Source organism: Streptomyces sp. 135 (assembly GCF_020026305.1).
In the GTDB taxonomy this organism is placed as follows: Bacteria; Actinomycetota; Actinomycetes; order Streptomycetales; family Streptomycetaceae; genus Streptomyces.
On the sequence record NZ_CP075691.1, the window covers coordinates 5107184 to 5119770 of the forward strand.

11 protein-coding genes and 1 riboswitch are annotated in these 12587 nt (G+C 71.2%); of the genes, 6 read left to right on the plus strand and 5 right to left on the minus strand.

Annotated elements, in window-relative coordinates; translation table 11 throughout:
• Positions 1–16: 16 nt before the first annotated feature.
• Positions 17–1282, plus strand: a complete 1266-nt coding sequence (locus KKZ08_RS23170) for a hypothetical protein (protein ID WP_223776270.1) — start codon at positions 17–19, stop codon at positions 1280–1282.
• A gap of 162 nt (positions 1283–1444) precedes the next feature.
• Positions 1445–1993 (plus strand): DoxX family protein, encoded by a 549-nt coding sequence (locus tag KKZ08_RS23175; RefSeq protein ID WP_223776271.1) that lies wholly within the window; start codon positions 1445–1447, stop codon positions 1991–1993.
• 7 nt (positions 1994–2000) lie between these two features.
• Here KKZ08_RS23175 and KKZ08_RS23180 read toward each other — a convergent pair whose 3' ends face one another.
• Together KKZ08_RS23180 and KKZ08_RS23185 are read right to left on the minus strand one after the other, a co-directional pair.
• Entirely contained in the window at positions 2001–2246 is a 246-nt protein-coding gene (locus tag KKZ08_RS23180) for a hypothetical protein (protein ID WP_223776272.1), read from the minus strand.
• Positions 2233–3594 carry a PspC domain-containing protein gene (locus KKZ08_RS23185; RefSeq protein WP_223776273.1) on the minus strand — a complete coding sequence of 454 codons (1362 nt, stop codon included), beginning with the start codon at positions 3592–3594 and terminating at the stop codon, positions 2233–2235. Before KKZ08_RS23185 ends, KKZ08_RS23180 begins: the two co-directional genes overlap by 14 nt.
• A 183-nt stretch (positions 3595–3777) precedes the next feature.
• Here KKZ08_RS23185 and KKZ08_RS23190 point away from each other — a divergent pair, with 183 nt between their 5' ends.
• A complete protein-coding gene (locus KKZ08_RS23190; protein WP_223776274.1) occupies positions 3778–5067 on the plus strand; it encodes an ATP-binding protein in 1290 nt (429 codons plus the stop codon).
• Positions 5064–5792: a response regulator transcription factor gene (locus KKZ08_RS23195; RefSeq protein WP_223776275.1), complete on the plus strand. Its 729-nt coding sequence runs from the start codon at positions 5064–5066 to the stop codon at positions 5790–5792. The genes KKZ08_RS23190 and KKZ08_RS23195 overlap by 4 nt, the downstream gene beginning before the upstream one ends.
• 34 nt (positions 5793–5826) lie before the next feature.
• Here KKZ08_RS23195 and KKZ08_RS23200 read toward each other — a convergent pair whose 3' ends face one another.
• Positions 5827–6483 (minus strand): hypothetical protein, encoded by a 657-nt coding sequence (locus KKZ08_RS23200; protein ID WP_223776276.1) that lies wholly within the window; start codon positions 6481–6483, stop codon positions 5827–5829.
• A gap of 33 nt (positions 6484–6516) precedes the next feature.
• Positions 6517–7587, minus strand: a complete 1071-nt coding sequence (locus tag KKZ08_RS23205; protein WP_223776277.1) for a C40 family peptidase — start codon at positions 7585–7587, stop codon at positions 6517–6519.
• Between the two features lie 344 nt (positions 7588–7931).
• Here KKZ08_RS23205 and KKZ08_RS23210 point away from each other — a divergent pair, with 344 nt between their 5' ends.
• On the plus strand, positions 7932–8285 hold the full coding sequence (locus tag KKZ08_RS23210) for a hypothetical protein (RefSeq protein ID WP_223776278.1): 354 nt from the start codon (positions 7932–7934) through the stop codon (positions 8283–8285).
• A 79-nt stretch (positions 8286–8364) separates the two neighbouring features.
• Here KKZ08_RS23210 and KKZ08_RS23215 read toward each other — a convergent pair whose 3' ends face one another.
• The gene (locus tag KKZ08_RS23215; protein ID WP_223776279.1) at positions 8365–9612 is read right to left on the minus strand and encodes a C40 family peptidase; all 1248 of its coding nucleotides are present in this window, start codon (positions 9610–9612) and stop codon (positions 8365–8367) included.
• Positions 9613–9619: 7 nt separating this feature from the next.
• Positions 9620–9776: riboswitch (cyclic di-AMP (ydaO/yuaA leader) on the minus strand.
• A 276-nt stretch (positions 9777–10052) separates the two neighbouring features.
• Between KKZ08_RS23215 and pcrA the strand changes: the two genes are divergently transcribed.
• The gene (pcrA, locus tag KKZ08_RS23220) at positions 10053–12569 is read left to right on the plus strand and encodes a DNA helicase PcrA (RefSeq protein WP_223776280.1); all 2517 of its coding nucleotides are present in this window, start codon (positions 10053–10055) and stop codon (positions 12567–12569) included.
• Positions 12570–12587 lie beyond the last annotated feature (18 nt).

A 12587-nucleotide genomic window follows, 5' to 3' on the forward strand; every position in this document is an offset into this window, starting at 1 on the left:
GAAGGCGGCGTACGCGGTGGCGGTGCAGGAGGCGAGACAAGACGCGCACGGGGGAGGCTGCACCTGCGGCGGCTGCCCACACGGCGCGAGCGAGGGGCACCGGCGCGCCGTGGCCGCGTTCCTCACCAAACGGGACGAACTGGCGGCCGGGCACGGGCTGCCCGCAGCCGTTGCCCATTCGGCGGGGGCGTCGCGCCAGTGGGTGTCGGACGAGCTGACGCAGTCCGCCCGGACCGTCGCCGAGCGCGGCAGGGCAGAGGGCGAGGCCTGGCTGCGGCGCCTGTGGACACGCACACTCGGCCTCGTCTGGGGCTGCTTCGCCGCCCTCCTCCTCGTCCAGGCGTTCACCGCGATCGGCACCGGCTGGACGGCTGCGCGCACCGCGGGCCTACTCGCCGCGCTGGTCGTGGGCGGGCTGCTGACCGGCGCGGCATACGTCCACCGGGAGCGCGGCGGCGTCCTCGCACCGGTCATCGGCGAGGACAACCGGCTCTCCACGTCGCGTGCCGTGGCGGCCTGCTGGGTGCTCCTGGTCATCTTCTCGGTGCTGGTCCTCGCCGGGCAGCTGGCCCTGGCCTCCGGGCACGGACGACGAGACGAGCTGATCGCCGGGCTGGAACTCGGCCGCGCCGCGGGGGTCGTGACCGTCCTCGCCGTGGTGTGCGGGGTCGCGGTCCTCGTCCGCAGGGTCGTCGGCCTGCGCGTCCTGGGCCAGCGGCTCCAGAAGGTGCCCGCGGACCGGCCCCGGGCCGCCGACCCGCTCACCGACGACGCGGGCCGCGGCAGTTTCACCGACGCGCAGTACGTCCTGGTCAGCGCCGTCGCCGTGGTCTTCGCCGCCGTCCGCCTCGCGCGGCGGCCCGAGCAACTGCCCGATCTTCCGTGGGGACTCGCCGTACTGGTCCTGGTGTCTGCCGCGACATACCTCGCGGGGAAGTACTCCGAAGGCGGCCGTCCCGTGATCCTCTCCGTCGTCCGGGCGCGGGAGGCCGGTGATCTCGACGCCCCGATCCGCACCGGCGACGACATCGAGATCCGCGGCGCGGGCTTCGTGCCACCCGGTGCGGGCGACGCGGACCGGCTCGCCCGCATGGTCGTCCGGATCGGCGCCGTGCACGTCCACGTACCGCTCGTGCCGGTGCCCGGTGGCTTCAGCAACCCGGCCGACACGACGCTGACCGTGCCCGTCCCGGTCGATGTCGAGCCGGGCCGTGTCGACGTGCAGGTCGTCACCGCCGCGGGCGTGGAGACGAACCGCGTCACAATCGACGTCACGGACTGAGCCCACACCCCCAGCCATCGGCCGACCCACTTCGGCTGACGCATCAGATCCCCCTTGACGTCGATGTTCGGTGTCGTGAAATTCCCGCCACAGAGCGGTGAGCAGCGGACCCTTCTCCTACGTATGGTCGGAAGACGGGGCTACGGGAGAGGCGGCACAGCCATGGCTCACGGCATGCGGACGGACAGCCACACCGGATACCGACGGCGGGACGACTGGCGGCAGTCCGCCACCCGCTATGCCCTGCTGCCTCTGCGGATCTTCCTCGGCGTCACCTTCATCTACGCCGGCCTGGACAAACTCACGGACAGCGCCTTCATGCGCGCCGACGGAGTCGGCTCGATCGGCGCGACGATGGAGGGCGTCCGCGAGATCTCCGCGATCCCCGCTCTGGTCGACCTCTCCCTCAAGAACCCCGTCGGCTTCGGCTACGCCATCGCCCTAGGTGAACTGGTCGTCGGCATCGGCACCCTGCTCGGCCTGTTCGCCCGCGTCGCCGCTCTGGGCGGTGCGCTGATCTCGCTCAGCCTGTGGCTGACCGTCAGCTGGGCCGAGGAGCCCTACTACTACGGCAACGACCTGGCGTACCTGATGGCATGGCTGCCGCTGGTGCTCGCCGGGGCCTCCGTCCTCTCCGTGGACGCCATGCTCGCCGCCCGCCGAGGGGAGCCCTGGGACTCCGCCAAGCCCCAGGTGCGCGGCCGCCGATGACCGGGGCCTACTCCCGCAGCCGCGGCTCCTCGCCGCCCCGGGCACGGCCGCTGCGACGGGCCGGGCCGTGCGGGCGTATCCCATGGATCGCCGCCGCCACGCACGCGACCAGCAGGCCCACCATCACCAGGGGGAGCGCCACGAACCACGGCGCTTCCCACGCGCCGCCCGCGTCGCCCGCGTACACGACGGCGACCGCCAGCAGGGAGAGGCCTGCCACCAGCTTGCCGGGGTGAAGTTCATGACGTAGCACGGGTCACCTTCGCTTGTCCGACGCCCACTTCGAGCCGCAGATCGAGCGTGCCGCCGTCCTTGCCACCGGTGGGCGGCTTCAGCGTCACCTTCTTCTCCCGGCCCGGCGCGATGTCCAGATCCTTGCCCTTGTCGTTCGGCAACACGATGTCGCCGACGCCTACTTCCGCGTGCAGCCGCACGGTGGCGTCCTTCGGCACGATCACTCTGAGGTCACCCGCGCCGGCCTCGGCGCTGGTCTCCAGCGTCCGGCCCTTGCCGATGTCGATCTTGCTCAGGTCGAGTGTGCCCGTGCCGAGACCCAGTTCGTACTGGGGGCGGACGTCCGCCGCCGTCGCCGGTATCCAGTGGGTGCGGGCGTAGTGCGTCGTGATGTTCTTCGGGAGGGCCGCCGTGGCCGCGAGGAGCCCGGCGGTGAGCACCGCGAGCACGATCGAACCCGCCCCCGTGCGCCCCAGGAAGGCGCTGATCGCGATGCCGAGACCGAACACCGCGAGCGCGCAGGCCAGGCCGGTCTGAAGCGTCGTGCCGAGGGGCTGGCTCTCCCAGGTCAGGCCGGTGCCGAAACCACCGGCGACCAGGGCGAGGAGGAACACCCAGCCGCCGATCCACCGCGGCCCGCGCGGCTTGGGCGGCGGGGCGGCAGCCGGTTCGGCCCGGGGCACGCCTTGGTGGCCCGTCGGCTGGTAGGCGATGTCGAGGCCCTCCGGTCCCCAGAAGTAGCCGGAGAGTCCGTCGTGTGTGCCGTCCTTGACGATCGGGTCACGCCACCAGGAAGGGCTGCTGGCGACGGGCGGGGCCTTCGCCTCGGGCGGGGCGTCCGCCGCGGCCTGTGCGGCGACCGGGTCCGAGTCCGGGGTGCCGCGCTGCTGCGACCAATACCCCGCGCCCGCGAGGAGCAGGGTCAGGACGGCGGCGAAGGTGAGTGCCCCGCCGTTGTTCAACAAGGTGAGGAAGACGCCGCAGCCGACGAGCGCGAAGAGCACGGCCGTCAGCGCCTGGCCGTCGACCCGGCCGGAGAGGAGCCTGCGCGCCTCGTTCTCCTCCTCGTCCTCGTACGGCACCAAGAGCCAGGCGAAGCCGTAGAAGACCAGGCCGAGGCCGCTCGTGATGGCGAGGACCGCGACGCCGATGCGGAAGATCACCGGGTCCATGTCGCAGTGCCGCCCGAGCCCCGCGCACACGCCGCCGAGCCTTCTGTGCCGACGGTCGCGGCGGAACTTGCGCTCCTCCACGGGCAGGCCCGGCCCATGACCGGCCGCGGGAGCGTCCGGCGCGCCGTACGCATCGCGCAGGGCGTCGCGGATGGCGGCCTCGGTCTCCGTCTCGGCGGGCTGCTGATCTGTCATGTATCCATGGTGACCGCCCCGAGCCCGCCGCGGCAGTCGGGAAGACCCTGGCCCGACCCTGATATCTCCCCTGAGACTCCTCGGGCTCCCACCCTGACAGGGGCGGGGCAGGGGTCGAGATCAGGGAAGTCTCGGGGATCGACCCTGATGCCCCCGTCCGCGCCCGCGTGTGAATATCGAGGCATGCCGGAAGCCGCCGCACCTCCCCTCGACGACGTCCGACCGCTGCGCAAGCTCTACCGCAGCGGTGACGGGCGTTGGCTCGGCGGTGTCGCACGCGGTCTCGCGGGACACCTCGGACTGCCCGTGATCTGGGTCAGGCTCGTCTTCGTCGGCCTGTTCACGGCGGACGGCCTCGGCGCTCTGCTGTACGCGGCGTTCTGGTTCTTCGTCCCGCTCGGTATCGGCGGTGTCGACGCCGAGCGGCCACCCGCGGCCGTCACGAGCGAGACATCGGCCGACGGCCGCCGCAGACTCGTGGCCCGCAAGCCGGACAAGGGACAGATCGTCGCGCTCCTCGCGATGGTCGTCGTCTCCATGGTCTTCGTCGGCAACGTGAACCTGGACGGCTCGACCAAGGCGTATGTCGTCCCGACCCTGCTCGTCGCCGCGGGCGTCGCCCTGGTCTGGCGGCAGGCCGACAACGCCCGCCGGGCCCGCTGGATGGCCGTGGGCAGACGCAGACGCACCCTGACGCTCGCCCGCTCGGCCGCCGGTGTCCTCCTGGTCGGCGCCGGGGTGACCGGCATCTTCGTGCTCCAGGGCTCCGCCGCCCACCTGGGCGCCGTGCTCCAGGCCGCCCTCGCCGTGCTCGTCGGCATCGCGCTCCTCGCCGGCCCCTATCTCGTCCGCATGGCGCAGGATCTCTCCGAGGAGCGGTTGATGCGCATCCGTGCCCAGGAGAGAGCCGAGGTCGCCGCCCATGTCCATGACTCCGTGCTGCACACCCTCACCCTGATCCAGCGCAACGCGGAGAGCCCGGGCGAGGTGCGCCGCCTCGCCCGGGCCCAGGAGCGTGACCTGCGGGCCTGGCTCTACAAACCCGAGGGCAACGGCAAGGACGAGGACGAGGAGCCCGACACCCTCGCCGAAGCGGTGCGCCACAGCGCGGCGGAGGTCGAGGACAAGCACGGCGTCCCGATCGAGGTCGTCGTCGTCGGCGACTGCCCGCTCGACGACCGCCTGACCGCGCAGATGCAGGCCGCGAGGGAGGCCATGGTGAACGCCGCCAAGTACGGTGGCGAGGGCGGTGCGGTGCAGGTCTTCGCCGAAGTCGAGGGAGAGACGGTGTTCGTGTCCGTCCGGGACCGCGGCCCCGGATTCGACCTGGACGCGGTACCGGACGACCGCATGGGCGTACGAGAATCGATCATCGGCCGCATGCAGCGCAACGGCGGCACGGCGCGACTGCGCGCGGTGCCGGGTGGCGGCACGGAAGTCGAGCTGGAGATGGAGAGGACGGCGACGACATGAGCGACGCGACCGAGGCGGGGGAACCCGCGGAGCCGACCGGGTCGGACGAAGGCGGTGCGGGCGGGCGTCATGTGCGAGTCGTCCTGGTCGACGACCACCGGATGTTCCGCACCGGGGTGCAGGCGGAGATCGGCCGGACCGAGATCACGGGCGTCGAGGTGGTCGGTGAGGCCGCCGACGTCGACCAGGCGGTCACGGTCATCACGGCCGCGCGCCCCGAGGTCGTCCTCCTCGACGTGCACCTTCCGGGGGGTGGCGGCGTGGAAGTGCTGCGTCGCTGCGCGCCGTTGATGTCCGACGCGGAGAACCCCGTGCGCTTCCTGGCGCTCTCGGTGTCCGACGCCGCCGAGGACGTCATCGGTGTCATCCGGGGTGGTGCCCGCGGCTATGTCACCAAGACCATCACCGGCACCGACCTGGTGGATTCGATCTTCCGTGTGCAGGACGGCGACGCGGTGTTCTCGCCGCGGCTGGCGGGTTTCGTGCTGGACGCCTTCGCCTCCACCGACGCGCCCCCGGTCGACGAGGACCTGGACCGGCTCACGCAGCGCGAGCGGGAGGTCCTGCGGCTCATCGCGCGCGGGTACGCGTACAAGGAGATCGCCAAGCAGCTCTACATCTCCGTGAAGACGGTCGAGTCGCATGTCTCGGCCGTCCTGCGGAAGCTCCAGTTGTCCAACCGCCATGAGCTGACGCGGTGGGCGACGGCGCGACGGCTGGTCTGAGGGGGCATGGCCTGCGCCGTGAGACCTGCGGGCCTCAGTGAGGGATGCCGCCACGTGTCGGGGCCGGTGTCGGGGCAGGGGCGGCGCCGAGCCTCCGCAGGGCCCAGCGGTAGTGGCCGAGGGCCTTGGCCGCGCCCAGCAGGCCCGTCAGCCACAGGATCAGGCCGGCGCCCATGCCGAGGACGACGTCGGCGTAGGTCTGGCGGCCCGGTTCGGCGTAGGCGGCCGACGCGAAGGACACCCACAGGCCGAGGGCGCACACGGCGAGGGAGGACAGGATCCAGAGGAGGCTGAGGCCGGGGGCGCGCAGCCGGGCGTCGGACGCCGGGTGGCGGTCCAACGTGACCCAGGCATCGGCGAGTTCCCGTATCCGCCGGTCGCGGCGGATGCTGAAGACGACGCCGACCACAGCGGGGGCCAGCGCCGCGAGGCCGAGGACCGCGAGGACCGGGCCGAGGATGATGCCCGTGGCATCGTCGTCCTCGATGAGCTTGACCGGCTGCATCAGCAGCGCCCAGCCGATGACGGCAGCGGCTGCGCACAGCCACAGGAAGAGGAGCCGGTGCACTCCCAGGTGCCGCCTGCGCAGTTCGTGAAGGGCCAGGCCGCGGTCGGTCAGCAGGGCCTGCCGGTCCGGCCAGGTACGCAGATACGGGGGCGGGGGAGGTGGCGGCAACGTACGGCTGGGCATGGACCCGACAGTACTGGGGGCCGCCGGGCCGCTTCACGCCACCCGCGTGGCACCGGCGAACGGCATCTGGTCGATCGGGGCGAGCCGGACCGGGGCGCTCGGGTTGGGAGCGTGGATCATCTGGCCGTTGCCCACATACATGCCGACGTGGGTGATGCCCGAGTAGAAGAACACCAGGTCACCGGGGCGCAAAGCGGAGCGCGGGATACGCTCGCCCGCCGCGATCTGGGCGTAGGTGGTGCGGGGCAGCGACACACCCGCCGAGCGGTACGCGGCCTGGATCAGCCCTGAGCAGTCGAAGGCGCTCGGGCCCGTCGCGCCCCACACGTAGGGGCTGCCGATGGCTTTGTACGCGTAGGAAACGGCGGTGGCGGCGCGGGCGTTGGGGGCCTTGGCAGCGCCGCTCGGGGGTGTGTCACGGGCCTTGGAACGGTCGGCCCGGCCGCTGTGACCGCCCTGGTCCTCGTCCGCGAGCCTCGCGAACTCCACGCGCTGTTCCTCGGTGAGCCGGGCCAGCAGCCGCTTGGCCTCGCCGAGCTTGCCGGTGACGGTCTTCTTGTGCTTCTTCAGGTCCGCCTGGCGTGCGCGGAGGGTGGCCAGACGGTCGTCAGCCTCGGTACGCAGCTGGTCGAACTCCCGGAGCCTCTTGCGTACGCCGCCGATGGCCGCGGCCTGGCGGCTGCCCGCCCGGTCGGCGAGAGAGGCGCGGTCCAGGAACTGATCGGGGTCCGAGGAGAGCGCGAGCTGCATGGAGGGGTCGATGCCGCCCGCGCGGTACTGCGCTGTCGCGTACGAACCCAGGCTGTTGCGGGCGGCATTGAGTTTCTCCGCCTTGCGGGCCGCCTCGTCGCGCAGCTCGCCGAGCGACTCCTCGGCCTTCTCGGCCTTCTCCTTCGCGCCGTTGTACTTCTCGGTGGCGATCTCCGCCTCGCGGTAGAGCGCGTCGACCCTGGACTTCACCTCGGCGGGGCCGGGCCGGGGATCCGCGTGCCCGGAGCCGTCGAGCGCGGTCACCGAGGCGGCTGCCGCGAGGGCGAGGGTGGCGGCGGTGCGGGCCGTGTGGCCGCTGAGCGAGCGCTGTCTGGGCTTGCGGTGCGCTGCCACGGAGGAGCTCCTTACCTGGCCGGCGGCGGCCCGCAAAGGGGGAGCGGGCCGCCGCCGGGTTTCTCGGCGGTGGTGGCCGACTGCCGCCCTGAGCGGGGCGGCGGTGGGGAGCCGGTCACCTGGTGAGGACGCTAAACGTGGGCGTCACGGCGTGGAGGCGGATTGTGCGCAACTGCCGGAGAAGGTCGGAATCGTTACTGCGCCTGTCCGCGCTGCTGACGGGTCGGTGACGGCTTGGCGGGCGACCGTGACCAATGTGACGGTTCGCGCCCTGGTGGCCCGGCGGAGGGTGCTATGGGGCCGCCTGCGGGGAGCGGTACGGGTCCGGGCTAGGCTCCGGCCCCATGGACGTACTCATCCATCTCTTCGTCGGCCTGCACATCATCGGCATCGCCTCGCTCCTGGGCGGCTTCCTGACCCAGATGAAGCAGATGGGCCAGGGCGCAGCCCGCTTCGGTCCCGCGATGCTGCACGGCGCGCTGATCATGCTCGTCACCGGCGTCGCCCTCGTGGGTCTCAACCAGGCGGACGGCAACGCGGTCAACAACGTCAAGATCGGCATCAAGATGGCCGTGCTGATCGTGATCCTCGCGCTGGTCTATGTGAAGCGGGACGAGGAGAAGATCGACAAGGGTGTGTTCGGCGCGGTGGGGCTGCTGACCACGGCGAACGTCTTCATCGCCGTGCTGTGGACCTGATCCCCGAACCGGTTACGCGCGTGGCCCGCGCTCCTTCGGGAGTGCGGGCCACGCGCGCGTAGAGGGTGACCTTCCGCGGCTACGCCGGGCGCACCACGCTGTGGATCGGCATGTAGTAGATCGATTCGACGCGGACCTTCGCGCCCGGCTTCGGGGCGTGGATCATCTTGCCGCCGCCGATGTAGATCCCCACGTGGCTGATGTCGTCGTAGAAGAAGACCAGGTCGCCCGGCTCGGCGTCGGCGGTCTTCACGGTCGTGCCGGCCTTCACCTGGTCCCACGTGGTGCGGGGCAGGGTGATCCCCGCCGCCTTCCAGGCATCCTGGGTGAGCCCGGAGCAGTCGTAGGAGTCGGGCCCGGTCGCGCCCCATACGTACGGCTTGCCGATCTGTGCCTCCGCGAAGTCGATGACCTTCGCGGCCTTGGTGGCGTAACTTCCGCCGGTGCTTCCGGAGCCCGAGCCGCCACCGGAGCCTGAGCCCCCGCCCGGGCCTGAACCCGCATCCGAACCGGCGCCGGAACCCGATCCGGAACCCGACCCGGAATCCTGGCCCTCCCCCTGCCCCTGCTCCTCCCGCTCCTTCCTGGCCGCCTCCTCCGCCTTGCGCTTGCGCTCCGCCTCGGCGACCTCCTTGCGGGCCAGCTCCTCGGCCTTGCGCTTGGCCTCCCGCTCCTTCGTCCGCTCGATCGCGGCGAGCCGGGCCTTCTCCTCGGCGGTCAGCTCCGAGAGCAGTTCACGCGCCTCGCCCAGCTTCTTCTGGACGGTCTCCTTGCTCGTCCTGAGATCGTCCCGCGAGTCGCTCAGCGTCTCCACGCTCCGCGCGGCCTTCGTACGCTGCTTCGTCGCCGACGCCTGCTGCGCCTGGTAGTCGTCGACGGCCTTCTTCTGCCGCTTGGTCAGCCTGTCCGCCAGGTGGTTCTGGTCGAAGAAACCCTGCGGATCCTTGGCGAGCATCATCGTGGCGGTCTGGGAGACGGCCCCGGTGCGGTACTGGGCGGCGGCGATGGAGCCGAGCTTCTGGCGCGCCTCGTTCAGCCTGTCCGCGCGCTCGGCCACGTCGTCGAGCAGCCGGTCGGCCTTCTTGCGCTGCTTCTCGGTCTTCTCCTTGGCCGAGTTGTACTTCTGGGTGGCCACGCCCGCCTGGTGGTACAGGTCGTCGACCTTCTTCCGCACCTCTTCGAGGCTGGGCTTCGCCGGTGCGGAGGGGGCCGCCTGCGCGGCCTGTGACAGGAGCGCCACGGAGGTGAGGGCGGCCGTCGTGATGCCGACGGCGGGGGCGGTGCGTATTCCGGCTGTCCGGGTCCGCGGCTTGCGGTGCGACGCCAAGGGAGGCGACTCCTTCCGTAGACCGCCTACCGGGTTAGCTGTCGGGTTCGGGCGGATGGTCCGGAAGGTTGCCCTACGGTCCCGTACTGCGTACGGGGCCGATTCACCCCAGGTTTTCGGTGGGTCCCCGGCTCCGAACAGGTCGGACTCGGCGGAGGCAACCCGTTCCCGGCGGGATTCGCCGGTGGGGGGACGAGCGGCCCGCGGAGCACGCTAGCCAACTCGTGTGGCGCGTGTGAAGGTTGATGTTCCTTATGCCCGATACATTTCCGTTACTTTCCGGGGCGCCGGGGTCGGGCAGGCGGCGCTGTTGCGGAGCGTGACCGGGTGTGGGCGTGGCGTAGGTGAGGCGTAGACAGGCGCACGCCGGACGGGCCCGGGAGGAAGGTGGCCGGAACCCGGGGCGGGTTGTCAGTGGGGCCGCCTAGACTCGGGAGGCGATGAGCAGCCTCTTTGATGACAGCTTCCTGGCGGACCTCCGGCCTTCCCGGGCCACGGACGAAGAGCCCCCGCCGCCGCCCGAGGACAGCGCTCCGGAACCGGTTCCGGACGACTTGTTCGACGGGAAGTTCGACGTGCCCATGACCCGGGACACGCACTACCGCGACGGGGCCCCGCGCCCGGTCATCGACCCGGCGACGCTCCTGGAGGGGCTGAACGAGAACCAGCGTGCGGCGGTCGTGCACGCCGGCTCCCCGCTGCTCATCGTGGCCGGCGCCGGTTCGGGCAAGACCCGGGTGCTGACCCACCGCATCGCGTATCTCCTGGCGGAGCGCGGCGCGCACCCGGGGCAGATCCTCGCGATCACCTTCACGAACAAGGCCGCGGGCGAGATGAAGGAGCGCGTAGAGCAGCTCGTCGGCCCCCGGGCCAACGCGATGTGGGTCTCGACGTTCCACAGCGCCTGCGTCCGCATCCTGCGCCGCGAGTACAAGAAGCTCGGCTTCACGTCCTCCTTCTCGATCTACGACGCCGCGGACTCCAAGCGCCTGATGGCCCTGGTCTGCCGTGACCTGGACCTCGACCCGAAGAAGTTCCCGCCGAAGTCCTTCAGCGCCAAGATCTCGAATCTGAAGAACGAGCTGATCGACGAGGAGGACTTCGCCGCCCAGGCCGCCGACGGCTTCGAGAAGACCCTCGCCCAGGCCTACGCCATGTACCAGTCACGCCTGCGCGAGGCGAACGCGCTGGACTTCGACGACCTGATCATGACGACGGTCCACCTCCTGCGCGCCTTCCCGGACGTCGCCGAGCACTACCGCCGCCGCTTCCGGCACGTCATGGTCGACGAGTACCAGGACACCAACCACGCGCAGTACGCCCTGGTGCGCGAGCTGGTCGGACCCTCCGGTGGCGAGGGCGACGACCCGGCGGAGCTGTGCGTGGTGGGTGACGCGGACCAGTCGATCTACGCCTTCCGCGGCGCCACGATCCGCAACATCCTCCAGTTCGAGGAGGACTACACCGACGCGACCACGATCCTCCTGGAGCAGAACTACCGCTCCACGCAGACGATCCTGAGCGCCGCGAACGCGGTCATCGAGCGGAACGAGAGCCGCCGCCCGAAGAATCTGTGGACCAACCAGGGCGCGGGCGCCCGCATCACCGGCTACGTGGCAGACACCGAGCACGACGAGGCGCAGTTCGTCGCGGACGAGATCGACCGGCTCACGGACGCGGGTGACGCGAAGGCCGGCGACGTCGCGATCTTCTACCGCACGAACGCCCAGTCGCGTGTCTTCGAAGAGATCTTCATCCGTGTCGGCCTGCCCTACAAGGTCGTCGGCGGCGTCCGCTTCTACGAGCGCAAGGAGGTCCGCGATGTGCTGGCCTACCTGCGGGTCCTCGCCAACCCCGAGGACGCGGTCCCGCTGCGCCGCATCCTCAACGTCCCCAAGAGGGGCATCGGCGACCGCGCCGAGGCGATGATCGACGCGCTCTCGCAGCGCGAGAAGATCTCCTTCCCGCAGGCGCTGCGCCGCGTCGACGAGGCGTACGGAATGGCGGCCCGCTCGACCAATGCCGTCAAGCGGTTCAACACGCTCATGGAGGAGCTGCGGACCGTCGTCGAGTCCGGCGCGGGCCCGGCCGTCGTCCTGGAGGCCGTACTCGAACGGACCGGCTACCTCGCCGAGTTGCAGGCCTCGACCGACCCGCAGGACGAGACCCGTATCGAGAACCTCCAGGAACTCGCCGCCGTCGCGCTGGAGTTCGAGCAGGAGAACGCCCAGGCGGCCGGTGCTCAGGAGGACGGCCAGGCGGAAGGCCCAGCGGAAGGCGACGAAGGGGCCGCCGCCCCGGCCGGCACGCTCTCCGACTTCCTGGAGCGCGTCGCGCTCGTCGCCGACTCCGACCAGATTCCGGATGAGGAGGACGACGGCTCCGGAGTCATCACCCTGATGACGCTCCACACCGCCAAGGGCCTCGAATTCCCCGTGGTGTTCCTGACCGGCATGGAGGACGGCGTCTTCCCGCACATGCGCTCCCTCGGGCAGGTCAAGGAGCTGGAGGAGGAGCGCCGCCTCGCCTACGTGGGCATCACGCGCGCGCGTGAACGGCTCTATCTGACGCGGTCCTCGATGCGCAGCGCCTGGGGCCAGCCCTCGTACAACCCCCCGTCGCGCTTCCTCGAAGAGATTCCGGATACGTATCTGGACTGGAAGCGGAAGGGCTCTGTCGGCGCCCCCGCGTCGTCGGGTCCCGCCGCGGGCATCACCTCGTCGCTGTCCTCGTCGCGTTCGCGCACGGGCGGCGCGCAGGGCTTCGCCACGCGCCGCGCCTCGGAGAAGCCGGTGGTCTCGCTGGCTGTCGGGGACCGGGTCACGCACGACCAGTTCGGCCTCGGGACCGTGGTCGGAGTGAAGGGCACGGGTGCGAACGCCGAGGCGACGGTGGACTTCGGCGAGCCCAAGCCGAAGCGGCTCCTGCTGCGGTACGCGCCGGTCGAGAAGCTGTAACGCCCCGGGCGGCGGCCG

Excerpts from the sequence above, each read along its gene's own strand:
- KKZ08_RS23175 (WP_223776271.1), top strand. The coding sequence starts at position 1,445 with ATGGCTCACGGCATGCGGACGGACAGCCACACCGGATACCGACGGCGG.
- KKZ08_RS23185 (WP_223776273.1), bottom strand. The coding sequence starts at position 3,594 with ATGACAGATCAGCAGCCCGCCGAGACGGAGACCGAGGCCGCCATCCGC.
- KKZ08_RS23190 (WP_223776274.1), top strand. The coding sequence starts at position 3,778 with ATGCCGGAAGCCGCCGCACCTCCCCTCGACGACGTCCGACCGCTGCGC.
- KKZ08_RS23195 (WP_223776275.1), top strand. The coding sequence starts at position 5,064 with ATGAGCGACGCGACCGAGGCGGGGGAACCCGCGGAGCCGACCGGGTCG.
- KKZ08_RS23200 (WP_223776276.1), bottom strand. The coding sequence starts at position 6,483 with ATGCCCAGCCGTACGTTGCCGCCACCTCCCCCGCCCCCGTATCTGCGT.
- KKZ08_RS23210 (WP_223776278.1), top strand. The coding sequence starts at position 7,932 with ATGGACGTACTCATCCATCTCTTCGTCGGCCTGCACATCATCGGCATC.
- pcrA (WP_223776280.1), top strand. The coding sequence starts at position 10,053 with ATGAGCAGCCTCTTTGATGACAGCTTCCTGGCGGACCTCCGGCCTTCC.